The organism is Aerococcus vaginalis, assembly GCF_053762225.1.
In genome coordinates, this window is record NZ_JBSMYC010000004.1 from 179,086 (window position 1) to 205,012 (window position 25,927).

Sequence of the window (25,927 nt, forward strand, 5' to 3'; positions counted from 1 at the left end):
ACGTAGACATTGCGAATGAATGAGTCCTTTGCGTATGATAGACGTAGAGGACTTTTTTGATGGAGGAAAAGAGATGAATCGCTACGAGTGGCTGGCAAAAGAAACAGCGTCATTAGATGCTGCGCGAGTTTATCACGTGTTGGTTGGTAAACATTCAGCAACGACGCTATACTACGCCTATGAAAATGAGATTAGTCACCTATTTAACATCACGCCACAATTAGAAAAATCCACTTGGCTCAAAATCTGCTATAGATTTCAAGAAAATCATGAACAAGAGAATGTGTTACCAGACTGGATAGCGCACGCCCTTCGCTATCGCAAAGGGTATATTCCAAGAATTAATCATCAATTCCGTCGCCTCAGTCTACGCTTATTGTTCCAAGTCGCATCGTATTTGAAGAACGGTAATGCAAATTATCAACCGATAACACATCATCTTATGGTTCAGAGGCTTGTAAAACAATTTTTGCAAGCGAGACAACGTAATGGAGAATTGAATACAGAGCTATCAGCATGGATTTACAGCGAACTGATGAAGTGTTTTTCACAGTGGCAGGATCAGCGATTAGTCACCATGCTTTGTTTAACGATGACCGGTGAATCGGTGCGCGGGGTGACTACCGAGCAACTGACACAGACCTTTCAAGTGCCAGAGGAATTCGGCGAGTGGTTGATCGAAGCACTATGGGATTACCTTCAGACGACCATTGCACAGCTACCAGAACACACTGTACTTTATCGTTTCTTACAGGGGATGGATCGTGCTTTTCCGAAATGGAATCAATCGGTTAATAAAACGTATCATCAAGTGCTTAAAGGGAAAAATGTTGAAAGCATTGCTTCAGAGCGTCATCTCAAACCGAGCACCATTTCAGATCATTTCGTGGAGCTACTTTTGAATGATCATCATATCTTAAAAAAACAGGTAACCCCTTATTTAGAGCAATTTTCGATTGATGTTGCACATATGCCGCCGTCCACTTATGCAGACTACAGAGAAACTTATGATACGTTGCCTTTTTGGATTTATCGCTATTGGCAAGTGGCATATCGTGAGGGGGAGAGAATAGATGATTAATTATCAAGAGTTACTCGTACATCGTTTCGGCAGTGAAGCGACATTCAGACCAGGGCAGCATGAAGCATTGGAATCATTAGAGTCAGGCAAAAATACACTAGCTGTGTTGCCAACAGGTGGTGGAAAGTCGCTGATCTATCAACTGTATGGGCTAGCGCACGAAGGGGTGACTGTTATCATATCACCATTGCTGTCCTTAATGCAGGATCAAGTGGCTAGCTTGCAACGGCAGGGAATCAATCGTGTTGTCGCATTGAACAGTACACTTACAAAGTCGGAACAACAGTACGTTCTAACACATTTGAAGAATTATCAATTTTTATTGATTTCCCCAGAAATGATCAGTCGACCAGAAATTATTGGACAGCTACAATTGGTTCCCATAAATTTGCTTGTGGTTGATGAAGCGCATTGTATTTCACAATGGGGGATGGATTTTCGTGTAGAATACTCCGAATTGATTCAAGTGCGCCGACGTTTAAATCAGCCGCTTACACTTGCATTGACAGCGACGGCCACGGAGAGTACTTTGGCAGATATTCATAAATATCTTTTCTATCCTTATGAGCCATTTAATCAGCTGGTCATGTCATTGGATCGTCCCAATATTTTCTACGATAAACGCTATATTGCACCACAGGATAAGGAAACAGCGTTATTGACAATGATTGATACCTTGCCAGCACCTGGGATTGTATATGTTCATAATAAGAAGGAAGCGGAACAGATTAAACATGTGCTGCAAGCAAAAAGTAAACGGCGTGTGGCGGCTTATCATGCAGGATATAGTGCCGAGGAACGGTATCTCTGCCAACAACAGTTTCAACATGGTGAATTGGATACGATTCTAGCGACATCAGCGTTCGGTATGGGCATTAATCAACCGAATGTTCGCTATGTTATTCACTATCATTTACCCTTTTCAATGGCAGAGCTGATTCAGGAGATTGGGCGTGTAGGTCGTGATGGGGAAACAGCATATGTCGTTGCTATGTATAATGATGAAGAATTTCAGCAATTACGTTATTTGCAAGAGATGCGCTATCCTAACGTTAATGATTTTTACGGTCTGTTAGGAAGTTATATGGATAAACCAGATGATGAACGTTTTACATCTGAGGATCCACTATTACCGTTATTGATGTTTTATCGGGATCATTATCACAGTCCGAAACAGGCGATGGGACATTATCAGCGCTTTATTCAACAGAAGTCGGATGAACTTGGTCGTGTGATTGCCTATTGTGAGCATCAACAGTGTTTGAGAGATTATTTGCTTACGATATTCGACCAAAAAAAGCCAGATAACCCATCTTTTTGTTGTGCAATAGATGAGCCAACATTTCATCATGATAAATGGTGGCATGATTATTTATCCTATCGCAACGAAACGGATAAAAAAGCAGAGAGAATGGATGGTTGGAAACAGCGATTACAAAAGATATTTCTTAAATAACTTTTAAAGAAATAATCTCTTGGGTATTCTCACTGACTTTTGCTATGGTTCATGGTAGAATAAGCAGACAGAGATTGAGATAGTATCCCTAAATCACAGGGAAGATCGCAATTAAGGAGGAGCTTTTTAATGAGTTTTAAAGATCAAATGAAGGATTTCTTCGATAAATTCAAGGATCCTAACCGCCAAGAGAAAGATTATCCAATGGCGGAAGACGATTATGAAGCATATGATGAGTATGAAGAAAGAGACGTATTTAATGATGATGATACGTTTGAAGATGATTACGATGACTATGATGAATTTGAGGATTACGAAGAATACGAAGATGACTTCGTAGAGGATGAACCAATCGACGATCGCTATATTGAAGAAGTTGAAGATGAAGCAATGTACGATGAGGGTGAATCCGAGAACTACGACGACTATGACAGCGACGATTATCTCGATGAACCACGTCATGATGAGTTTGAAGATGATTATGACGACTATGATGATTATGACGAATTCGATGACTACGAAGATGATGCGTACCTCGATGAAGAGGATGAGTTAGATAAGACGGCTGTGTACACGCGTGAAGATATCGAAGGGGTATCAGATGATGATGATAATAAAGCCGCATACGCTGCCGCTGGTGCTGCTGGTCTAGGTGCTGGGGCACACTTCGCCAAGGATGATGACGATTTCGACGATGATTACGATGACTATGATGATCTTGATCGTCGTCAAGTGGACCGTACTGACAAAGACAAGAAAGATAAAAAAGGTATCGGTACAGGTACTAAGATTATCTTGTTTGCAGCTATCTTATTATTGTTGATTCCAGTGGTATCAATGGTATTCGCTTTGAATGGAAATAAAACGCCTGAACCAGAATCTGCAGATCAAGTCATGGTTTCTAGAACTGAAAACGAAGAAGATCAGAAGAAACGTGAAGAAGAAGCTGCACAGCAGAAAGAGGAAGAGCAAAGAAAACAGGAAGAAGAAGCACAGCGCGAAGCTGAAGAACAGCAGAGAGAGCAAGAAGCTCAGCAACAAGCTGAATCTGAAGCTAACGATGAGGCTGCGAATGAAGCTGCACAACAACAGCAACAACAAGCGGCTCAACAAGCACAGCAAGAAGCTGAACTTGCCGCACAACAGCAGCAACAACAAGCTAACCAGAGTGTAGGTTCTTATACCGTTTCAGCAGGTGAAAACTTGTACCGTATCGCGGTAAATAATGGTATGACTTTAGATGAGTTATTAGCATTGAATGGATTGTCTGCTAATTCCCACATTGAACCAGGTACAGTGCTGCGTGTTTATCAATAATCAGTGATAATTCATTGAATGAAATTGCCGGGTGGTACGCCCGGCTTTTTCGTGCCAAAGAAAATAATAAAGGAGTCAAGAATGTTTACAATTGCGATTGATGGTCCAGCTTCATCAGGAAAGAGTACGATTGCCAAACGCTTAGCTAAGGCGCTCAACTATATCTATATCGATACAGGTGCGATGTATCGTGCAGTGACTAAAGCAGCACTAGATCTCGGTATGACAGCATCTGATGATGAAAAATTAAATGAGCTATTGAAGACAATGACGATACGCTTTGAACAAGTTGAAGCCGGTGATCAACGTGTATTTGTCAATGAAGAAGAAGTTACACGTGCCATTCGAAGTGATGAAGTATCTGCTAATGTGTCAGCTTTTAGCGCTATTCCTAGAGTGCGTGAGGTCATGGTTGATCAACAACGCGAGTTAGCACGTGAAGCAGCGGGCGTTGTGATGGATGGACGTGATATTGGGACCGTCGTTTTTCCTGATGCAGATGTTAAATTTTTCTTAGTGGCATCTGTCGCAGAACGCGCACGCCGTCGCTATGAAGAAAATCAGGAGAAGGGCTTGTCTGATCAATCACTTGAAGAACTCGAACAGGCCATTGCACATCGCGATTATCTAGATACACATCGTGAAATGAGCCCATTAAAACAGGCAGATGATGCCATATTAATTGATTCAACAGCATTATTGATCGATGAGGTTGAAGCAAAGATGATGGAAATCGTTCGAAAACACGAAATTAAGCACTAATGAATTGTCAAAGCACTCACCATGTGCTATACTCGAATTGTATACATTGACATGAGTCAATGGTTAGTACTTTTTTAGGAGAGGATTTATAGTTTATGGCAAAAGATTTTGAAGCTCAAGTAAACAACGAAGTAGAAGGAACTGAAGAAATTCCATCTATGGAGGATCTACTTGAAGAAACGACAGAAGTTAAGATTGGTGATGTAGTCAAGGGTGAAGTATTAACCATTGATGAGAACAATCAATTAATCGTCGGTATCGAAGGTGCAGGCGTTGAAGGCGTTGTTCCTTTCCGTGAAATCTCTGCATCACCGATTGAAGACCCAGAAGAAGTTGCAAAAGTTGGCGACGTTCTCGACTTGGTTGTTGTACGTCAAATCCAAGACAAAGAAAACGGTGCATTCTTGCTTTCCCGTCGTCGTCTTGAAGCACTCAAAGTTTGGGACGAATTAGAAGAGAAAAAAGAAAACGGCGAAACAATCACTGTACCAGTTAAACGCGTTGTTCGTGGTGGTTTAGTGGTTGACGCTGGTGTTCGTGGTTTCATCCCAGCATCAATGGTAGAAGATCACTTCGTACGTGACTTCTCATCTTACCGTGACCAAGAATTAGAAGTTAAGATCGTTGAAATCGATCCTAAAGAAAACCGCTTGATTCTTTCTCACCGTGAAATTGTTGCTGCTCAAAACAAACAAGCACGTGAAGAAAAAATGGCTCAATTCGAAGAAGGCCAGATCGTTGAAGGTAAAGTTGCTCGTTTAGCTAACTTCGGTGCCTTCATCGACTTAGGTGGTATTGACGGTTTAGTTCACATTTCTGAGATTGCTTTCCACCACGTTGACAAACCTTCTGATGAATTAGAAGTAGGTCAGACTGTTAAAGTTAAGATCTTATCTCTTGACGAAGAACGCGGACGTATCTCATTGTCTATCCGTTCTGCACAGCCTAGTCCATGGGAAACTATCGAAGAAAAAGCTCCTAAGGGCGCAACACTCGACGGCATCGTTCGTCGTATCGTTGACTTCGGTGCATTCGTAGAAGTATTCCCAGGTGTTGAAGGTTTGGTTCACATTTCCCAAATCTCTCACGAACACGTTGATTCTGCTTCTGACAAATTATCAGAAGGTCAAGAAGTTAAAGTTAAGGTATTGGATGTTGATCCAGAAGCACGTCGCTTATCCTTATCTATGCGTGCATTAGAACCTGCACCAGAACGTCCAAACCGTGGCGAACAAAATGATGAAGGTCGTTCTTCTCGTCAATCACGTGGTAACCGTGGCGGACGTGGCAACCGTTCTCGTGGTGGAAACCGCGGTGGCAACCGTCAACGTCAAAACAACAGCAACAACAGCTCTGAAGAAGAATCTGGATTCTCATTGGCTGACTTGCTCGGTGACCAATTGAAAGATCTCGACCTCGGTGGAGAATAATTAAACAAAAAATAACAGGGCAATGACCTTGTAAAGGGATTGGGGGCTTTGAGGTCTCCGATCTCTTTTTTGTTAAGTCGGGATTGCCCAAAGGAGGTTAAGATGACAGATAGACTTACGATAGCTATTGTCGGACGTCCAAACGTCGGAAAATCTACAATTTTTAACCGTTTAGTCGGTGAGCGTATTAGTATCGTTGATGATCAGCCAGGTGTGACGCGTGATCGTATTTATGGTCGTGGAGAATGGTTGAATCAACCTTATACAATTATTGATACAGGTGGTATCACTTTTAAAGATGAAAATTTTATGTCGCAGATCCGCCAACAAGCAGAAATCGCGATGTCTGATGCTGATCTCATCATCATGATGACGAACGTACGTGACGGTGTGACAGAAACGGATGAGCAGCTGGCAAATATGTTGCATCGCACTAAGAAACCAGTATTAGTGGCAGTAAATAAAGTGGATAACCCTGAACAGCACGCGGATATCTATGATTTCTATGCGTTAGGTCTCGGTACACCATTCCCGATTTCTGGGGCACATGGTCAGGGACTGGGTGACTTATTGGATGAAGCATTCCATCAATTCTCAGAATCAGATTTTAGTATGGATGCAGAAGATGTGATTAGCTTTTCGTTGATCGGCCGTCCAAATGTCGGAAAATCATCAATGGTCAACCGTATTTTGGATGAGGAACGTGTTATTGTTTCTGATATTCCAGGTACGACACGCGATGCGGTGGACACCTACTTCACTTATGATGATCACGAATATCGAATTATTGACACAGCTGGTTTACGTAGACCAGGAAAGGTATCGGAACTGACGGAAAAATACAGTGTCATTCGTACACGTGATGCGATTGATCGTTCGGACGTCTGCTTATTAGTATTGAATGCTGAAGAAGGTATTCGGGAACAGGATAAAACGGTGGCTGGTTACGCTTATGAGGCAGGCAAAGGCATTGTCGTTATCGTTAATAAATGGGATTTAATTCAGAAAGATAACAAGACGCTACATAACTTTGAGAAAGAAATTCGTGAAGAATTCGGTTTCCTTAATCATTCGCCGATATTTTTTGTTTCTGCCAAGACAGGACAGCGTCTACAAAATATCTTGCCGAAGATTACGCAGGTCTACGAAAATTACCATCGTCGTATTCAATCTTCCGTATTGAACCAAGTGTTGGTAGAAGCCATGCGGATCAATCCAGCGCCATCAGATAAAGGGCGTAAATTACGTGTATACTATCTAACACAAGTATCAACGGCACCACCAACTTTTGTATTAATGGTCAATGATAAAGAATTGATGCACTTTAGTTATCAGCGCTTTATTGCGAACCAAATCCGTAAGAATTTTGATTTCGAAGGGACGACACTTCGAATGATCGTCCGTGAAAGACATTAATCAATAAAGAAAGGCATTGTATCCGTACAATCTGTGCGTGGTACAATGCCTTTTTGCATAATAGAATCAATTTTATTTGATTGTCAGTATGATTTTTCCTGGAGCCTTAGTTTGTTTAACAGCTTCTTGAGCTGCTTTAGCCTCTTTTAGTGAGAGGGTCTGGCTAACCACAGGATGTAGTTTATCCTCTGAAAGTAATTGATAGAGATAATTCTCATAGTGATCTAAATCATCTTGTGTCGCATTAGTGATTGCTGCACCAGTGACGATACATTCTTTTGAGAAAATATCGCGTGGCGACACAGAAACATCACCGCGAGCCCCGACACAAACGATACGGCCTCTTTGCTGAATAACAGAAATATCTGTTTGAAGATTATGCTCACTCGCCATTTCAATAATGACGGACGGTTCCTCACCATCGAGTAATGATTCAGCATTGTCAGCAGTGAGATGTGGAATGGCACGGTCAGCACCAATTTCGAGCAATTGTTCCCGGGAGCTCTCCTGACTTGAAGTCCCAATGACACGAGCACCGAGAGCTTTAGCGATTTGAACGAGAAAAGTACCAACTGCACCACTCGCACCATGAACGAGTACTGTATCATCTGCAGTGACCTGTGCGCGTTCTAATGCACGGCAGGCGATACCTGATGGAATCCCGAGTACAGCAGCTTCCATATCACTGATGGTATCTGGGATGCGCCAAACACTTTCTTCATGGCACTGTACCATTTCTGCGTACGTCCCCGTTTGTGTGTCGACATGATTAAAACTCATAACATGCACACGGTCACCGACAGCAACACGCTCTACGTCGTGACCAACTGCAATAACTTTTCCACAGCCATCGAAACCAGGGGTATACGGTAGTTCTGGTTGGAACTGTGCATAATTACCTGTTTGGACATAGGTTTCATTAGGATTGACACCGGCAGTCTGCAATTCAACACGCACTTCATAAGGTTCGAGATCAGGTAGCGTCACATTTTCGAGCGCATATTCGGCGTCATCACCAAATGCATGAATACGAATAGCCTTCATAAGTATCTTCCTTTCTCATACCAATGTAATGATTTACATGAATAGTATATCAGGTTTAGAGGAATAGTCAGAAGTTACTGCTTGAGAGAAGTTTTTAAAAGTAATACACACAATATATTGACAATACCTTTTTATAAAGAAGATAATGAATATATAAATTATAATTTTTAAATTTTATTTTGAGAAGGATTAACAGCATATCTCGTGAAAGGTAAAAGAATAATGAAAAAAACGCTAGGAATGATTTCCCTTTCGATGCTATTGTTGGCAGGCTGTCAAACCACAACATCTGATACAGATAATACGGGCGAACAGGAACAGACGGTCGATGCCCAACAACAAGTTGAAGCTCAACCACAACAAAACGAAAAAGATGAGCAAGAGAAGCAAGACGAAGCAGATGCTCAAGCATTTGATGCGTTATCGGATGAACTCAAGATATTGATTTATGCTAGCACAATGGATGACCGCATCACAGACAAAGTTTCGGATAATTATACGCCAATGTATGCTTACTATGAATGGGATGATAGTGATATTTATATCCATTTAACTAGTGGTGTTGGCGGAACATATACTATTTCTCATTTGAAAGAAAGAGAAGATGAGATTAAACCGATTCAAATTATTAATGTTGATATAATTGGAGGTCAAGAGTACCATTCATATGATATCACTAAGAATGATATTGATCCCATTGATAAAGTGGAATTGTATCGCAGATATAAACAAGACCAACAAGCATTTGATACGGACGAACAGTGGGTTGAGCAGGATGATGTGAAAGATGATTTTATAAGGCAAACCTCACATTCTGGCATTGCGATTCGTGGTGAGAATGACAAAATTGAAGACACTGAGCCTCGAGATGAAACTGGCGATCAAAAATATGATAAGTTGTCATTTGAAGATCAAATCATCTTAAATGCATATGCGTTAATAGGACGTGTAGAGAGTGAACATTTCGAGGATGAGGGAGTTCCTAATTTTCAAGGTTTAGAGAATGCGGACTTTGTTACTCTGTACTATAGTGTGGAAGATTCTGATATTTATTACGTTATGGCTGCTAGTAATGGTGCAAAGCATGTTATGGCACATGCGGTGTTAACTGATGGTGGAATTATTCCAGTTCAAGTCACAGGTTATGACGTTACTACTGGCAGTAGCTATGGCGATAAGAATTGGCTAAAAGACCAAGAAGAAATATCTAAAGAAGATATGTATTTGTTATATATAGAGCGATTAGATGAATTTAGAGAGAAGATGAAAGATCCATATCAACCGACTATCTTAAAGAACTCACATTATGTTTACTTAGAGTTCCTTGCGGCGTTGAGAAGTTCTGTTAATGGTATTGAATTCTATAATGAAAATATGGAAGATTACTCTGAGTTAGCGTTGATTATGGCTGCTAGAAGTTTGAATCATCGGATGAGTTATGTGCCTAATCTGGCCTTTAATAACTATGAAAAGACTGAAGATGGCTACGATGCAGTTGCAATAGATGGGTCTGAAAGAGACAGCTATCATTTTGTGGGAGATAAAATTGCTAGCGATCTTATCAGATATACGCCTAAGGATCATAAACTTGTTTATGGTGATGGTGAATCGACACATGCGGAATTGTCTCTTTCAGAGGTAGAAGAAGTATTTGAAGCAAATCCAGCGATGTATTTAACTGTTGCATATTTTGGTGCACACAGCCAAGAAATCAATGCGATGCGTGAGGCGGCTGACGGCGAATCTGGATTACGACTCATCGATTAGCGAATGATTGTGATTTAATTTGTTATTTTCACATAGTCGTTGATGACTTTTATTAGCTATTTTGTTGTCTATGGTAGGGCAATATGATATATTGTTACCATACGAATAGAGGCGAAGACCTCAATAGGGCGGTTGCCCTGAACGTTATAGGAGGTAGAAAAATATGGCAAACAAAGCCGATTTAGTACAGAAAATTGCCGAACAAACTGGCGAACCTAAAAAGACTGTTCAACCAATCGTTGATGCATTGTTTGACTCAGTGCAAGGTTATTTAGCAGAAGGTGAAAGCCTTCAGATCATCGGTTTCGGTAACTTCGAAGTTCGTGAACGTGCTGCACGTCGTGGCCGTAACCCACAAACAGGTGAAGAAATCCAAATTCCTGCAAGCAAGGTACCTGCATTCAAAGCTGGTAAAGCCTTGAAAGAAGCCGTTAAAAAAGGCTAATCAAAACGCATAAGCACAATAATGTGCGATACATTTTGGAGAGTGGTTTAGGCCACTCTTTTTTGATGAAGTGATAAATGCGGAAATGCGTGAGATACGGTATGATTGTAAGACATGAATCAGAGGTGACCGCAATGGACGAAAAAATTCAAGAGATATTTGATGCATTACGAACTGATCAGAAAGATGTTGTTGTAGAGGCATTTGATGAATTACTGCGTTTACTCGAACATGAGGATGATCCAGACGTTTGGGCTCAGACGGGATATACTTTCCAAGAAGCAGGTTTTTTGCCGTATGCGAAAGGAATTTATGAAACGGCATTGGGTGTTTTCAGCGATGACGATCGTTGGCAAGTGCTATTAGCAGAAGTCGCTGGTGATGATGGCGACTTCGACGGTGCGTTGAATACATTGATAATGATTGATCCAAGTTCACCATACTATCTTCAATCGCTATTACTTTCAGCTGATGCTTACCAGCAATTAGGGATGTCAGAAGTGAGTCTATTGAAATTGCAAGAAGCAAAAGAAATCGCACCAGATGAACCGGCCATTATTCTCGGATTGGCGGAACTGCATCGTGCAACAGGGCATTTCCACGAAGCGATTCCTTATTATCGTCAACTACTCGAAGATGATAGCGAGATTATTGCACAGTCTAAGTCACGCATTGAAAAAGAATATGTGGAATGTTTGATGGCAGTTGGTGAATACGAGACGGTCATTGATTATCTCAGTGAGATTCCCAAGGCTGATCGTACGCAAGAAGTGAATGAACAGTTAGCATTATGCTTCTATCAAACGAAGGAATATGATCGCACCGAATCAATCTTGTCACCGCTATATGAGGGTGGTTCACTCTCAGAAGGGTTATTTCCGATTTATGCGGAGGTATTGTATCATCTCCATCGTGAGGCAGACGCTTCCCGTGTAATGACCGAAGCTGTCCATAATCATCCTTACAAAGCAGCGGCTTATTATCAGCGTGCGCGCGTATACGTGATGAACCATCAAGATGATGCAGCAATTGAAGACTTGTACCAAGCGTACCAGTTAGAAAGTGAATCAGTTGATATTCCAATGCTTCTGATGCGTACTTTATTGAAAAATGATCGCGAAGACGATGCGTTGGAAATTTTGGAAGAGACTAAAGAACAATTATCGGGTGACCAATTTGAATGGTTAGCAGCTGGTATTTATGAGGCGAACGAACAATTTGAAGCAGCACGTGAATACTATATCGCCGCTTATGACTCACTAAAAACGGAAGACAGCTTTGTTTCAGATTATCTCACATTTATGTGGGAAGATGGTGATCGTTTACGTGTGCGTCAGACGTTGAAGGATCATCCAGAATTAATGGAGCAGAGTGAGTGGCAATGGTTAATCGATGCCTTATCAGAGGAGCGTGAGGATGATGGTTATTTCTTTGAATGATAATAGACAAGATTTATTACAGGCACCCGTCGTGCAACAGGCGCTTCCTGTACTTGAACGTTTAACTGATGCAGGCTATGAAGCATATTTTGTCGGAGGGGCCATTCGAGATGCACTCATCGGACTTCCGATACACGATATTGATATTGCGACATCCGCTTTTCCGGTCGAAGTTCAAGGCTTATTCACAAAGCATTTTGATGTAGGACTTGAACATGGCACGGTCATGGCTTGGGTTAATGGTGAAACCTATGAAATTACGACATTTAGAACGGAATCTGGCTATAAAGATTTCAGACGTCCGGATAAGGTAACTTTCGTGCGTAATTTACGTGAAGATTTATTGCGTCGTGATTTCACCATTAATGCGTTAGCTATGGATCAAAACGGCAAGATTTATGATTATTTTGATGGGTTAACTGACCTTAAAAATCAGACGTTGCGGGCAGTCGGTACACCATCGGATCGTTTTCATGAGGATGCGTTACGCATGATGCGCGCCGTACGTTTTGCTGGACAATTAGGTTTTGCGGTTGAATCTGAGACTCAAGTTGCGATTCAGAACAACGCACCTTTACTTTCCAAAATTTCAGTTGAACGGATACGTACAGAATTGGAGAAACTTTTCCAAGGGGACGATTGGGCGAGCGGTATTCGCTTATTGGTTGAGACGGGGCTCAGTGATTATTGTCCGTGGTTACCGGAACAAAAGGAAGCGCCAAAACAATTACTCGATCAGCTAACCAACAAAGAGGAGCTACCAGAGCTTGATTTGACGTGGGCCTTGACACTTTGGTTAACGATTGGAGAAACAGATGATAGTGAAAGCTTTGTAAACAAGTTGACGAAGACGTGGAAGCTATCCAATCGTCAAGGTAAAATGATTAATACCTATTATCAAGCATTACAATTTAGAATGATGCATGATTGGGATGTGCGTTCGGTTTACCGTTTTGGGGATACAGTAACAGAAAATATCGAGCAATTGATTGACAGTCAGCAACGCGCAGGCGCAGCATTCGGTATACATTTTTCAAAAGCAGATGTTGCTAAGACAAAGGCGATTTACCAATCATTGCCGATTACAGATAAAAAACAGCTGGCCATCAATGGGCGTGATATTATTGAGGTGTTCAATCCTGAACCGAAGACGTTGATCGGTGAATTGTTGGATCAAGCGCTGGATATGGTTATTACTGGACAAGTAGCGAATGAACGCGATGCATTACTTGCGGCATTAGAGCAGTAACAAAAGGAATGAGAGAAACGATGAGTACACGTTATGCAGTGGTGGATTTAGAAACAACAGGACCAAAATTTCGTCGGGGCGAGCGAATTATTCAGATTGGTGCTGTTTTTATGGAGGATGATCAAATTATTGATCGCTATGAAACCTATATACAGCCACTGATTCCAATCCCTAAACGCATTACGCAATTGACAGGGATTACACAGCGCGATGTGGCTGATGCGCCATTATTTGAAGATATTGCTGAAGAGTTCTGGCAGAAGTTGCAAGGCTGTGTCTTTGTTGGACATAATGTGAACTTTGATTTCTATTTTTTGAGAGATTCATTCGAAGCTGCGGGTTATCCACAGTTGAAGATGCCACGCATTGATACGGTTGAATTATCACGAAGTTTTGTGCCAACTGCAGACAGTTATCATTTACAAGATATATGCCAGTTTGTGGGTATTACATTGGATCACGCGCATACAGCAATGGCCGATGCGGAAGCGACAGCTGAATTGATGTTATCTCTAAAGGCAAAGATCCAAAAACTGCCAGTATCACTCATGCGTGAAATTAAACCTTATCTATCTTTCTTACTCTGTGAGACGGGTGAGTTTGTGTCGAAATGGTACAATCAACGCCAGGCGAACGGCCAATATAAAGGGCAAACGATTGAACATCTGACATTTAAAAAGCAACGCTCGGTGAAGCATACATTTGATCAGCTAAATACGCAAGAACCGTCGTGGAATAGTGAACAAGAAGCGCTAATCGAACAATTGGCGATGTTCTATATGGGAGACAAACAGTTTGGTCTGGTAACAGCCAAAGCTGGTGCAGGTAAATCGTTAGTAACCGCGTATGCATCAGCTGTACAGAATAAAGAACAACAACCAATTGTGATTGTTACACCGACCAATTTGCTTTTGGATCAATGGCGCACACAAACGATTCCTAGACTGTCACGGATTCTCGGTTATCAATTACCGACGAAGGTGTTAATTAGTGCATCGCATTTCATTTCACTCGACGGTTTTAATCGTTTGTTAGAAATTCAAGAGCAAGATATTGCACATGTCTCCAAACATGATGCATTAATAAGCATAGCAGTATTGTGTTGGTTGTTTGAGACGAAGACGGGACGTCTGGAAGAATTGCATAAAGCCTTACGTATTGGTAAATTTTGGCAGAAAGTTAAAGTTCTTGCGGATCAAATGAATATTGCATCCGTTGATTGGCAGGGACATGACTTTTATACTGCACAATTCGACAATCAACAGTCGGGGACTATTTATTTAACGAATACCGCTTTCCTTGCACATCATGCGGACTTATTCGAATCTCACGGACTATTCGATGCGGAGGTACGCTGGATTATTGATGAATGCCACCATTTACCAGAAATTTATGCGGCGCATCAGACAGTCTCATTAACACTGAATGATGTCTCTGATTTATTCCATCGTACCGAGGAGTGTTTGCGTAGTATGGGTGATACTATGCTATATGGTAAGACTGACACTAAGGATGCACCATTTGATATCTTCTATGAGACAGGATTTGCGCTCGAACATCTCTTTGATGCTCTTGCAATGGTAACAGATGATGTGGAATTAATGTTACAAGAGAACAACGAACGATTTATTGATGCTGAACAATTTGCATTAATATCATGGCATATGCCGCTTAGTGAACTATGGGTGTATGGGCGTAATTTCAGAAAAGCTTTCGAGCGGTTGCTCTCAGAGTTGAGTGAATATCAGACCATGCATACTATTCGTTCGGTGAAATGGCGTCGCTTATTAAACCGCTGGCAGCATTTTGAAGATCTTATGGAAGATTTACTGCTGGTGCATCCAGAACAATATGTGACGGCATCGATGGTAACAGATGAAGATGGTGTAGGTATCACTATTACCAAACGCACCTATCCCAATGGGGATATTCTCGCTCCACTGTGGGAACAATTACCTAAAAAAATATTATTGATTAGTCAAAACTTGCCGATACTAACAAATGAAGTGACGGTATCTGATTGGTTAGGACTGTCTGATTATGTCTATTGTGAGGCACCTATATCTGAAAATTATGGTGTATCTACCTCCGGCTATGTTATTGAGGATCAACTATCGATTGAAAAATATTCTGTTGAAGCACGTGGTGAGATGATCAGTCAAGTCATTCAAAATGCCTGGGAAAATTCATATATTCATAAAATCCAAGTGTTTTTCCATTCGCGTGAATTACTTGAGCAGGTTGAAGCGTTATTAATCGATCAGCTCTCAAAAAGTTCACAAAAGGTATTGATGACACAAACAAAAGATCGCTCCTTAGAGGTGCTTAGAACAGAATATGAGCGTGCCGAACGGGCCATCTTATTGACACTCGATAGTTTTCAAGAAGGGATACATTTGGCTTCTGATACGGATACTTACATTATGACACGTTTGCCATTTGCATCTCCTGCTGCAATCGATCAACAAGCAATGCAATATCACCTCAAACAGCAAGAGAGGAATTATTTTACTGAGTATGCCATGCCGGAAATGTTAATGCTGTTTAATCAGTGGATGGGACGTGTCTTCCGCCGTGATCAGCAGACGAATCGCGTAATCATGCTCGACAAACGTGTGATGTCTGCTAAATATGCATCACAAATCCAAAACTATTTGCCGTCAACATTTACATTTGAGGAAATAACGTCAGATGATTTGAAGAAACGTAAACTATAATCTGGGAGGTCTATCGTGAAGAAACGATTAGTCTATATACTACTCGGCATCGTGATTGTATTAAATATCGGAATGTGGGGTATTTATATCCAAACACAATCCTTCCCTGCTAAGGCACAATCAGAAGCAGAATCGGTCGCAGAAGCGCAATACGGTGTAACAAATTTGGAAGATTTTTATCTCTTCAATCGCAATGAAACAACATATACAGTACGCGGTAAAAAAGATGATGGGGCGGAAGTTTATGTGATGTATCAACCAGAAAAAGAGGCATCTCAAGAAATTCCAGTCGATCAAATTATTTCTGAAAATCAGGCTTTATCGATTGCCAGCTACGATTTAAAAGATGCTTCTGTACGTGAAGCTATGCTCGGTATAGATGGCGATCAGCTCAGTTGGGAAGTCAGCTTTATCGATAATGAAGGACGCTTAGGTTACCATTATTTGCGAGCTGAAGATGGCACGTGGTATGAAACAATTAATGACTTATAATATTATGGGGGTTGAATGTATTGCAGTATACGGTGTTAGAGCAACAACTGTTAGAGCGATATCATGAATTAGGGATTCGTAATTCAGAGTGTATGCTGCTGATTCATTTAATCGATTTTGAACAGCACGGTGATAATTTCCCATCTTTTGATAAGTTAGCGAAACGTATGGGAGTCACTGAAAAAGAGATTACCGATATGCTCAGGCATATGATGTCTGAAGGGTGGATAGAGATTGTTCAAGATCGTCAGGGAGATCGCTATGGTGATCATTTTGATTTGACGTTAGTTCAACAGAAGTTGGGTGAAATAGATCATCAAGCGCTCAGCTCATCTCGACAGGTGACCTCTTTCGAAAATCAACAAGAAATTTTTGAGATGATTAGTAATGAATTTGGTCGGCAACTATCGCCGATTGAATACCAAGAAATTGCACGTTGGATGAATGAAGACGGCTATGAACCTAGTACCATCAAAGAGGCGCTCAAAGAAGCGGTTGTACATCAAGTATACAATCTCAAATATATCTCACGTATCCTATATAATTGGAAACAACGTAATCAAAAAACGACGTCACAGACGCAGGGGCTATCAGAGCACTCATCTACGGCGAGACCACATTTTCCAATCAAACGAGTTTTAAATTCAAATAATAAAAACTAAGCAAAAGACGCAAGTACGCGCGCTATTGAGCGTGAAGTACTTGCGTCTTTTTCATTGCTATCACACAGTAGAAGCTGAATAAAGTTTGTAAATCAAATGCCAGGGACTGATTAACTATAAAAACCGAACATTAAAATACGAACTTTTAATAAATGTACGATTTTTAGTTGTTATCTATAAAAGTCAATGCTATAATGACCGTGTTGTTGATCGATACATCATGAAATGCATATCAGCGAAATATCCCTAAGGAGGAAAATATGTCGGATCAGTTGGAAATGAAGGAGGCACAGACAGTGACTGTCGAGCGCCATCTCAATAGTGTTAATGAAGCGGGTGGATTATTCGCCATTAAGAATCATCCATTCGCAGCACGTATGACTTACTTCGCACTCAGAGCCTTACAACATCGTGGCCAACAAGGGGTTGGTATTACCACGAGTACAGATGATGATTTCAATAGTTACCGTGGTAAAGGGTTGATTACAACTGTATTTGATGATGAGTCTATCTTAGATGATTTAAAAGGTGTCAACGCAATCGGACAAGTTCGTGCGGCAACGACCGATGATCGTTCGGATGATACTAATGTGCAACCGCGTCTCTATCAGTTCAATGATGAAACGATGGCTGTGGCTCATGTTGGTAACTTAACGAATGGCGCTTCGTTGCGTGATACTTTAGAAGCTTCAGGTGCTGTATTAGCAAGTAACTCAGCCGCTGAATTATTTATCCACTTAATTCGAAAATACCGCGATCACAGTTTTGAAGATGCCTTCAAAGAAGCTTTATTAGAATTGAAGGGCGGCTTTGATTTCTGCTTATTAACTGAAAATGCCCTCTATGCCGCGGTGGACCGCAATAGTTTCCGCCCATTAGTGATCGGTAAATTAGATTCTTCCTATTTTGTAACAAGTGAAACATGTGTGATTCATACCATTGGTGCGGAATATGTCCGCGAATTGATGGCCGGAGAATACGTCGTGATTGATGATAATGGTTATCGCGTTGAAAAATACGCTGAAAACTGTGAAGTGGCGATTGAACCGATGGAATATATTTACTATGCACGTCCTGACTCTGATATTGCTGGTGTGAATGTTCATACAGCGCGTAAGGAGACAGGGAAGCGTCTAGCAAAAGAATGCCCAGCACCGACTGCCGATATCGTTATCGGTGTGCCGAATTCTTCCTTATCTGCCGCCAGTGGGTACGCGGAAGCTTCTGGTTTACCGTATGAAATTGGTCTGATCAAGAATCAGTATACCGGACGCACATTTATTCAACCTACACAGGAAATGCGTGAGAAAGGGGTGCGTACGAAACTTTCTGCCGTTCCTAATGTCATTAAGGAAAAAAGTGTAGTGCTTGTCGATGATTCTATTGTCCGTGGTACTACGATTCGACGTATTATTCGATTACTAAAAGATTCCGGTGCATCTGAAATCCACGTGCGCATTGCAAGTCCAGTGTTGCGATTCCCAAATTATTTTGGAATCGATGTAAGCCATGCGCGTGATATGGTGGCTTCTAACAAGACGATTCCAGAAATGAATGAACTATTCGGTAGTGATTCATTAGGCTTCATTTCCGTGAAGGGGTTGTTAGAAGCAATCGATACACCATTTGATACCCCGAACCGCGGGATTTCGCTCGATGCGTTTGACGGTAAGCCATCAACGGATATCGCTGATTATGAGAAAGAATTTGAAGCAGAGTTAACCCCATTACAGACAAAGATTATTAAAGGAGAATTCCAAGATGAGTGAGGCATACGAAGCTGCAGGTGTAAATATTGAAGCGGGATACGAATCTGTTGAGAGAATTCGTAAACATGTGGCGCGAACCATGCGACCAGAAGTGATGACAGGTCTCGGTAGTTTCGGTGCACTATTCGATCTCGAAAATAGTGCATACGATAATCCTGTATTGGTGAGTGGTACAGACGGTGTTGGAACAAAGATTTTATTAGCGCAACAAGCTAATCGATTGAATACGATTGGTATTGATGCAGTCGCGATGTGCGTTAATGATATTTTAGCGCAAGGGGCAGAACCACTATTCTTCCTCGATTATTTAGCGGTTGGCAAGAATGCGCCAGAACAGATTGAACATATCGTAGAAGGCGTTGCAGAGGGCTGTGTACAATCTGGTGCAGCGTTAATTGGTGGAGAAACAGCCGAAATGCCTGACTTATATTCAGAACAAGAATTTGACCTCGCTGGTTTTTGTGTCGGCATTGGTGATCGTGAAAAATTACTTGATGGGAGCCAAGTCAAAACTGGGGATGTTTTAATTGGCTTACCAAGTTCAGGTATCCATTCCAATGGTTATTCCTTAGTCCGTAAAGTGTTCTTCAAAGATCATAACTTCAAATTTGAAGATGAATTGGACGATGGTCGACAATTAATCGAACATTTACTTGAGCCAACGAAGATTTACGTTAAGGATGTTCTACCACTTGTTCAAGACAATAAAATTCATGGTATTGCACATATTACCGGTGGCGGGTTCTATGAAAACGTGCCACGTATGCTTGATAAGCAGTTGATTGCAGAGATTGATGCTAATGCGTGGGAACGTCCGTTCATCTTCAATAAGATCCAGGAACTTTCCGCGATTGAGATAGAAGAGATGTTTAATGTGTTCAATATGGGAATCGGTATGGTACTGGCTGTTGATGGTTCTGATGTTGATACGATATTAGAAAAGATTAAAGGTAGCGTAAAAATTGGACAAGTGGCTGCACGGCAGGAAAATGATGACCGTCCAATTGCTTTAACAAATCTTTAAGGAGGCATCATGACAGAAAAAGTAAATCTCGCGCTTTTTGCTTCAGGTAATGGTACGAACGTCCAAGCCATTATTGATGCGGTAAAGTCTGAGACACTCGATGCTAATTTGTGTGCACTCGTCTGCGATGATCCAGAAGCACCAGTCATTGATCGTGCTAGAGAAGCGAATATTGATCACTTAGTGCTTTCACCGAAGGATTGTCCGAGCCGTGAGGAATGGGAAGCACGTATGCGTGATTTTGTTCAAGAACGTCACGCAGATCTTCTCGTTTTAGCAGGTTTTATGCGGATTATCGGTCATGTGCTGCTCGATGCTTATCCACAACATATTATCAATATTCATCCGTCGTTACTTCCAAATTTTCCAGGGCGACATGGTATTCAGGATGCTTATGACGCTGAGGTTAAGGAGACGGGTGTAACGATCCATTATGTGAATGAAGAAATCGACAGCGGTAAGATTATCTATCAAGAAAAATTAGCGGTTGACCCTGACTGGTCGGTTGATGAACTTGAAGCACATATTCACGACATTGAACATCGTATTTATCCAGAAACACTGCAACGTTTAATTGAAACAATGAATTATTAGAAAGGGAGTCTTTTGAATGACAAGATATGCATTACTCAGTGTGTCCGATAAGTCAGGAATTGAAGAAGTAGCAAAAGCTCTGGTTGACAAGGGCTTAACGCTATTATCGACAGGTGGTACGTACCAATCTATCGAACAGGCGGGCATTCCAGTTGAAAAAGTTGAAGATTATACAGGATTCCCAGAGATTTTAGACGGTCGTGTGAAGACATTGCATCCAAAAATTCACGGTGGGTTATTAGGGTTACGCGACAATCAAGAGCATCAGGAAACCCTTGAAGCAAATGCCATTTCCTTTATTGATTATGTGATCGTTAACCTTTATCCGTTCAAGGAAACGATTAAGAAACCAGATGTGACATTGTCGGATGCAATTGAAAATATTGATATTGGTGGGCCATCAATGCTACGTAGTGCAGCTAAGAACTACCAATCCGTCACTGTGGTAACAGATCCAAAAGACTATGAAACATTGATCGAGCAGTTGAATGCAGACGGAGAAACGTCATTGGCATTCCGCGCTTACCTTGCACAAAAAGTATTTGCTTTAACATCACACTACGACACATGTATTAGTCAGTATCTCGCTAAACAGTCATCTGAGGATGAAAGCTTTACGAAACATGCATGGAATCACTTGACATTAACCTATGAACAACGTGAAGAGATGCGTTACGGCGAAAACTCACATCAAGCGGCTAGCTTCTACAAAGAAATTGATCCACCAGCATTTTCAATCGCAAAAGCTGAACAACATCACGGTAAGGCGTTGTCCTATAACAATTTGAAAGATGCTGATGCTGCGATGCGTGTAGTTCGTGAATTTGATGAACCAGCTGCTATTGCGATGAAACATATGAATCCGTGTGGTGTCGGCACCGCTGAAACGATTGAAGAAGCGTTCGACCGTGCGTATACAGGGGATCCAATTTCAATCTACGGTGGGATTGTTGCTGTTAACCGCAATGTAACTTTGGAATTGGCTGAACAAATGGCCAAAATTTTCCTTGAAATTATCATTGCACCAAGCTTTGATGATGATGCTTATGAGCGTTTAGCGAAAAAGAAAAATCTGCGCATTTTAACGGTCGACTTCGATCAAAAAGATGATTCTTATGAAAAAGAATACGTGACATTGAACGGCGGAATTCTCGAACAGGATCAGGACAAATCAGACGAACTGCCACTCGTTCAAATTTCTGAAATGCCGGCAGATTGGGAAGTGGCTTCTAATCGACAACCAACTGAAAAAGAAATTCGTGCGATGAATTTTGCAATGAAAGTCGTCAAACACATTAAGAGTAACGCAATTGTGGTAACCAATGAAAATATGGTCTTAGGTGTTGGGAGTGGTCAACCAAACCGTATTGATTCTTTCAAGATTGCGATTCAAAAAGCAGAAGCGAAAGATCCATCACTCAGAGAGACACTAGTTGTTGCAAGTGACGCTTTCTTGCCGAAACGTGACAATGCAGAATATGCAAGCGAACACAATATTACGGCAATTATTCAGCCTGGTGGTTCAAAACATGATGATGAATCCATTGAAATTGCGAATGATAAAGATATCGCGATGATTATGACTGGTAAACGTCACTTCCGTCACTAATTGAGGAGAGATTATGACTAAAGTAATGATCGTTGGTACTGGTGGTCGTGAACACGCCCTGGCACGTCAATTTGAAAAGAACACACAAATCTCAGAAATTATCGTTGTTCCAGGTAACGATGGGATGCGCTCTGACAAGATCAAAACAGAAGCCATTGCATTGGATGCGATTGATGAATTATTAGCGTTCGCTAAAAATCGTGCGATTGATTTAACATTTGTGGGTTCCGAAGATCCACTCGCGTTAGGAATTGTTGATCGTTTCCGCGAAGAAAACTTAGCGATTGTGGGGCCGACACAAGCAGCGGCACAATTAGAAAGCTCAAAAGCATTTGCAAAAGAGATAATGACGCGTGCTGACGTAAAGACAGCAGATTATCATTATTTTAAATCTGAGGAAGCTAAAGAAGCCCACGATTTCATTGATGATTATGACAAATCATTTGTCATTAAGGCAGATGGCTTAATGGCCGGTAAAGGGGTCTGGTTACCTGAATCGAAGACTGAAGCACACGATTTGCTGACCCACGTCTTAGAAGAGGAACAAAGTGATTGTGTCATTGAAGAACGTTTATTTGGCGTAGAATTTTCATTCTTTAGTTTTGTCAATGGTGATCACGTTATTCCAATCGGAAGTGCTTGCGATTATAAACGCGCTGTCGAGAATGATGAAGGGCTCAATACAGGTGGTATGGGTGCTTTCTCTCCCGTGCCATGGGTTGATGAGGATCTTGAACAAATAGTTATTGAAGAGATTGTTAAACCTGTTGCACATGAAATGATAGAGAATGGCACTCCTTACACAGGCGTTCTCTATAGTGGCTTGATGTTGACGGCTGATGGTCCTCAAGTGATTGAATTCAATGCACGATTTGGTGATCCTGAAACCCAAGTTGTTCTACCTCGACTGACGACAGATTTCTATGATCTTGTGATGGCGCATCTTGAAAGTAAAGCTATCACTGTTGAAACTACGACGGATACGCATATTGGTGTTGTTTTCGCATCTAAGGGCTATCCTGAAAATTATCCGAAAGGTATGCCAATTCATTTCGATCAGACTTTGGATTTGCAGACAGTCTATGTGGCAGGAGCCAAGAACTCTGCTGATCACGAAAGTTTAGTCACTGATGGTGGACGAATTTTGATGGTGACAGCTGAGGGTAAAGATTTAGCCGATGCTAGAGAAAATGTTTATCGTCGTGTTGATCAGATCACCATTCCAGATAGTTTTTATCGATCGGATATCGGTTTACATCGAAAAGGAGAGATAACGAATGACTGAACAAGCTAGAGTAGCTATTGTAATGGGAAGTATTTCAGACTGGGATCAAATGAAGAATGCCGCTGATATATTCGACGAACTGCATATTGCTTACGATAAGAAAATCGTTTCTGCACATCGCATGCCTGATGAAATGTTTGACTTCGCAGAACATGCGAAAGCAAACGGCTATGAAATCATTATTGCAGGCGCAGGTGGTGCAGCTCACCTGCCGGGAATGATTGCCGCAAAGACGACTTTGCCGGTGATCGGTTGTCCAATGAAATCTTCTGCACTCAGTGGGATGGATTCATTACTGTCAATCGTTCAAATGCCAGCAGGTGTTCCAGTAAATACGATGGCAATCGGTAAGGCAGGCGCAAAAAATGCTGCGCTATCTGCAGCGCGTTTCTTAGCTGTTCACGATGATGCGGTTCATCAAGCGTTAGTTACCTATCAACAAAATGCACACGATAAATCTATAGAAAGTGGGAATGAGCTCAATGGTTAAAGTCCTTGAACCGGGGGCCACAATCGGTATCCTCGGTGCAGGTCAACTAGGAAAGATGATGGCACAGTCTGCACAAAAGATGGGCTATCACGTTGCGATGTATGATGAAGGAGAAAACAGTTGCGGGTATGCGGTGGCTGATCGTCATGTCGTTGGTGACTACTCTGATCACGACAAAGTACTCGCTTTCGGTCAATCCGTCGATGTCCTTACCTATGAATTTGAAAATATTGATGGACCGTTGCTTGAAAAGATTGAAGCTCAGACTTATTTACCGCAAGGCACCAAGTTATTACTGAAATCACAGCACCGTGTGACTGAAAAACAATGGTTGAATGCGATTGGTGCAAAAACGGTGAATTTTTATCCGATCAATGAGCCTAGTGATTTCAAAGCGGCAATCGAGCAGATAGGATTACCTGCTGTTCTTAAAACTTCCCGTTTTGGTTATGACGGCAAAGGGCAGACGGTTATTAAGTCTGCAGAAGATCTGAAGAATGATAAAGAAACCATTGATCAGATCATTTCAGGTTCTGCTATTTTGGAAGATTTTATGCCATTCGACTACGAAGCATCGGTCATGGTGTCTAGAGATCTTTATGATCATGTTGAAATCTTGCCAGTCAGTGTTAATCGTCACCGTAACGGCATTCTTTATGCGGGGATTGTTGGAGATAAAGTGCCGGACGAAATCTACAAGCAAATTGAAGAAACGGCTACGGCGATCGCTCGTGAGGGTGAATTGGTCGGTGTGTGTGGCGTGGAATTCTTTGTCACCCCAGATGGCCAAGTACTTGTGAATGAGATTGCACCGCGTCCACATAACAGTGGTCATTATTCAATCGAGGCATTGAATGCCTCTCAGTATGATGAACATGTATTAGCAATTACTGGACATCATTTGATTAAGCCACGACTTTACGAGCCGGCATTAATGATTAATATTCTCGGTCAGCACATTCCACACGTTCAAGAAGCGCAGGAAATATTCCCTGAGGCCATGTTCCATCTCTATGGAAAAGATGAAGCAAAACAGCAACGCAAGATGGGACATTTCACGCTGACAGATCCTGATTATGCGAAGCTTTTGGATATATTGGATAGTCATTCATTTATCCAGAAGTGGGAGCAATTATTTTAATGACATTCCTAAAACTTAAAAACAATTAATTATTGGGAGGGAAAAGATGGAAAAGATTTACGAAGGTAAAACAAAAAATGTCTTTCAAAATGAAGATGGCAAGATTGTTTTACAGTTCAAGGATGATGTAACAGGTGTCGATGGCAAATTTGATCCAGGGGCTAACCAGGTAGGACTTTCGATTGAGGGTGTCGGTGCGAAGGATTTACAGATGACGGCTTACTTCTTTAAGAAGTTAAATGCCGAAGGAATCCCAACGCATTTCATTTCAGATCAACCTGAAGATCAGTCAATGACCGTTGAACCTGCTGAAGTTTTTGGTAAAGGATTGGAAGTAATTACACGTTATCGTGCTGTCGGTTCTTTCATGCGTCGGTACGGTGCCTATGCAGAAGAAGGACAAGTACTCGATGGCTATGTGGAAATCACGATAAAAGATGACGCTGCCGAAGATCCATTGATTACCGAAGACGCCTTGGCATTGCTCGATATTATGACTAAAGAGGAATACCAAGAAGTGGTTACCTTAAACCGTCGTATTGCAGATTTCATCAAAGCAGAATTGGCAGATAAAGGCTTAGAATTGTACGATTTGAAATTAGAATTCGGTCGTCGCAAATCTGATGGTGAAATTATCCTGATTGATGAAATTTCAGGTGGGAATATGCGCGTCTACCAAGATGAACGCTATATTGAACCACTCGAATTAGCAGATTTTTTTAAGTAATTGAGGAGTGT

General features: G+C 41.4%; 21 protein-coding genes and 1 pseudogene. 21 read left to right on the forward strand and 1 reads right to left on the reverse strand.

Features of this window, described 5'->3' with window-relative positions; genetic code table 11:
- Nucleotides 1-73: 73 nt before the first annotated feature.
- From ACWOEX_RS05995 to der, 6 genes and pseudogenes are all read left to right on the forward strand, one after another.
- On the forward strand, nucleotides 74-1,081 hold the full coding sequence (locus tag ACWOEX_RS05995) for a helix-turn-helix domain-containing protein (RefSeq protein ID WP_455298674.1): 1,008 nt from the start codon (nucleotides 74-76) through the stop codon (nucleotides 1,079-1,081).
- The gene (locus tag ACWOEX_RS06000) at nucleotides 1,074-2,537 is read left to right on the forward strand and encodes a RecQ family ATP-dependent DNA helicase (protein WP_455298675.1); all 1,464 of its coding nucleotides are present in this window, start codon (nucleotides 1,074-1,076) and stop codon (nucleotides 2,535-2,537) included. The genes ACWOEX_RS05995 and ACWOEX_RS06000 overlap by 8 nt, the downstream gene beginning before the upstream one ends.
- A gap of 1,173 nt (nucleotides 2,538-3,710) precedes the next feature.
- Nucleotides 3,711-3,854 (forward strand): annotated as a pseudogene (locus tag ACWOEX_RS06005) (LysM peptidoglycan-binding domain-containing protein); the annotation flags it as partial.
- Between the two features lie 81 nt (nucleotides 3,855-3,935).
- Nucleotides 3,936-4,616 carry a (d)CMP kinase gene (gene cmk, locus ACWOEX_RS06010; RefSeq protein ID WP_455298676.1) on the forward strand — a complete coding sequence of 227 codons (681 nt, stop codon included), beginning with the start codon at nucleotides 3,936-3,938 and terminating at the stop codon, nucleotides 4,614-4,616.
- Between the two features lie 95 nt (nucleotides 4,617-4,711).
- Nucleotides 4,712-6,046, forward strand: a complete 1,335-nt coding sequence (rpsA, locus tag ACWOEX_RS06015) for a 30S ribosomal protein S1 (RefSeq protein WP_455298677.1) — start codon at nucleotides 4,712-4,714, stop codon at nucleotides 6,044-6,046.
- 102 nt (nucleotides 6,047-6,148) lie between these two features.
- The gene (der, locus tag ACWOEX_RS06020) at nucleotides 6,149-7,462 is read left to right on the forward strand and encodes a ribosome biogenesis GTPase Der (protein WP_455298678.1); all 1,314 of its coding nucleotides are present in this window, start codon (nucleotides 6,149-6,151) and stop codon (nucleotides 7,460-7,462) included.
- 72 nt (nucleotides 7,463-7,534) lie between these two features.
- Here the strand turns inward: der and ACWOEX_RS06025 are convergent, their stop codons facing one another.
- The gene (locus ACWOEX_RS06025; RefSeq protein ID WP_455298679.1) at nucleotides 7,535-8,506 is read right to left on the reverse strand and encodes a quinone oxidoreductase family protein; all 972 of its coding nucleotides are present in this window, start codon (nucleotides 8,504-8,506) and stop codon (nucleotides 7,535-7,537) included.
- A 204-nt stretch (nucleotides 8,507-8,710) separates the two neighbouring features.
- Here ACWOEX_RS06025 and ACWOEX_RS06030 point away from each other — a divergent pair, with 204 nt between their 5' ends.
- The 15 genes from ACWOEX_RS06030 to ACWOEX_RS06100 all read left to right on the forward strand — a co-directional run bounded on the left by ACWOEX_RS06030 (nucleotide 8,711) and on the right by ACWOEX_RS06100 (nucleotide 25,916).
- Complete coding sequence (locus tag ACWOEX_RS06030) at nucleotides 8,711-10,273, forward strand: hypothetical protein (protein WP_455298680.1); 1,563 nt, start codon at nucleotides 8,711-8,713, stop codon at nucleotides 10,271-10,273.
- Between the two features lie 163 nt (nucleotides 10,274-10,436).
- On the forward strand, nucleotides 10,437-10,718 hold the full coding sequence (locus ACWOEX_RS06035) for an HU family DNA-binding protein (protein ID WP_455298681.1): 282 nt from the start codon (nucleotides 10,437-10,439) through the stop codon (nucleotides 10,716-10,718).
- Nucleotides 10,719-10,819: 101 nt separating this feature from the next.
- The gene (locus ACWOEX_RS06040) at nucleotides 10,820-12,157 is read left to right on the forward strand and encodes a tetratricopeptide repeat protein (protein WP_455298682.1); all 1,338 of its coding nucleotides are present in this window, start codon (nucleotides 10,820-10,822) and stop codon (nucleotides 12,155-12,157) included.
- Nucleotides 12,135-13,406 carry a CCA tRNA nucleotidyltransferase gene (locus ACWOEX_RS06045; RefSeq protein WP_455298683.1) on the forward strand — a complete coding sequence of 424 codons (1,272 nt, stop codon included), beginning with the start codon at nucleotides 12,135-12,137 and terminating at the stop codon, nucleotides 13,404-13,406. Before ACWOEX_RS06040 ends, ACWOEX_RS06045 begins: the two co-directional genes overlap by 23 nt.
- Nucleotides 13,407-13,426: 20 nt before the next feature.
- Nucleotides 13,427-16,123, forward strand: a complete 2,697-nt coding sequence (locus tag ACWOEX_RS06050; protein ID WP_455298684.1) for an exonuclease domain-containing protein — start codon at nucleotides 13,427-13,429, stop codon at nucleotides 16,121-16,123.
- A 15-nt stretch (nucleotides 16,124-16,138) separates the two neighbouring features.
- Nucleotides 16,139-16,615, forward strand: a complete 477-nt coding sequence (locus ACWOEX_RS06055) for a cell wall elongation regulator TseB-like domain-containing protein (RefSeq protein ID WP_455298685.1) — start codon at nucleotides 16,139-16,141, stop codon at nucleotides 16,613-16,615.
- A gap of 20 nt (nucleotides 16,616-16,635) precedes the next feature.
- A complete protein-coding gene (locus ACWOEX_RS06060; protein WP_455298686.1) occupies nucleotides 16,636-17,277 on the forward strand; it encodes a DnaD domain protein in 642 nt (213 codons plus the stop codon).
- 260 nt (nucleotides 17,278-17,537) lie between these two features.
- Nucleotides 17,538-19,046, forward strand: a complete 1,509-nt coding sequence (gene purF / locus ACWOEX_RS06065) for an amidophosphoribosyltransferase (RefSeq protein WP_455298687.1) — start codon at nucleotides 17,538-17,540, stop codon at nucleotides 19,044-19,046.
- Nucleotides 19,039-20,070, forward strand: a complete 1,032-nt coding sequence (gene purM / locus ACWOEX_RS06070; protein WP_455298688.1) for a phosphoribosylformylglycinamidine cyclo-ligase — start codon at nucleotides 19,039-19,041, stop codon at nucleotides 20,068-20,070. Before purF ends, purM begins: the two co-directional genes overlap by 8 nt.
- Before the next feature lie 9 nt (nucleotides 20,071-20,079).
- Nucleotides 20,080-20,664: a phosphoribosylglycinamide formyltransferase gene (gene purN, locus ACWOEX_RS06075; protein WP_455298689.1), complete on the forward strand. Its 585-nt coding sequence runs from the start codon at nucleotides 20,080-20,082 to the stop codon at nucleotides 20,662-20,664.
- Nucleotides 20,665-20,680: 16 nt separating this feature from the next.
- Nucleotides 20,681-22,273, forward strand: a complete 1,593-nt coding sequence (gene purH / locus ACWOEX_RS06080; RefSeq protein ID WP_455298690.1) for a bifunctional phosphoribosylaminoimidazolecarboxamide formyltransferase/IMP cyclohydrolase — start codon at nucleotides 20,681-20,683, stop codon at nucleotides 22,271-22,273.
- 13 nt (nucleotides 22,274-22,286) lie between these two features.
- Complete coding sequence (gene purD, locus ACWOEX_RS06085) at nucleotides 22,287-23,558, forward strand: phosphoribosylamine--glycine ligase (RefSeq protein WP_455298691.1); 1,272 nt, start codon at nucleotides 22,287-22,289, stop codon at nucleotides 23,556-23,558.
- Nucleotides 23,551-24,048, forward strand: coding sequence for a 5-(carboxyamino)imidazole ribonucleotide mutase (purE, locus tag ACWOEX_RS06090; RefSeq protein WP_455298692.1), 498 nt, complete (start codon nucleotides 23,551-23,553; stop codon nucleotides 24,046-24,048). Before purD ends, purE begins: the two co-directional genes overlap by 8 nt.
- Nucleotides 24,041-25,189: a 5-(carboxyamino)imidazole ribonucleotide synthase gene (gene purK / locus ACWOEX_RS06095; protein WP_455298693.1), complete on the forward strand. Its 1,149-nt coding sequence runs from the start codon at nucleotides 24,041-24,043 to the stop codon at nucleotides 25,187-25,189. The genes purE and purK overlap by 8 nt, the downstream gene beginning before the upstream one ends.
- 46 nt (nucleotides 25,190-25,235) lie before the next feature.
- Nucleotides 25,236-25,916: a phosphoribosylaminoimidazolesuccinocarboxamide synthase gene (locus tag ACWOEX_RS06100; protein WP_455298694.1), complete on the forward strand. Its 681-nt coding sequence runs from the start codon at nucleotides 25,236-25,238 to the stop codon at nucleotides 25,914-25,916.
- The last annotated feature ends 11 nt before the right edge of the window (nucleotides 25,917-25,927 follow it).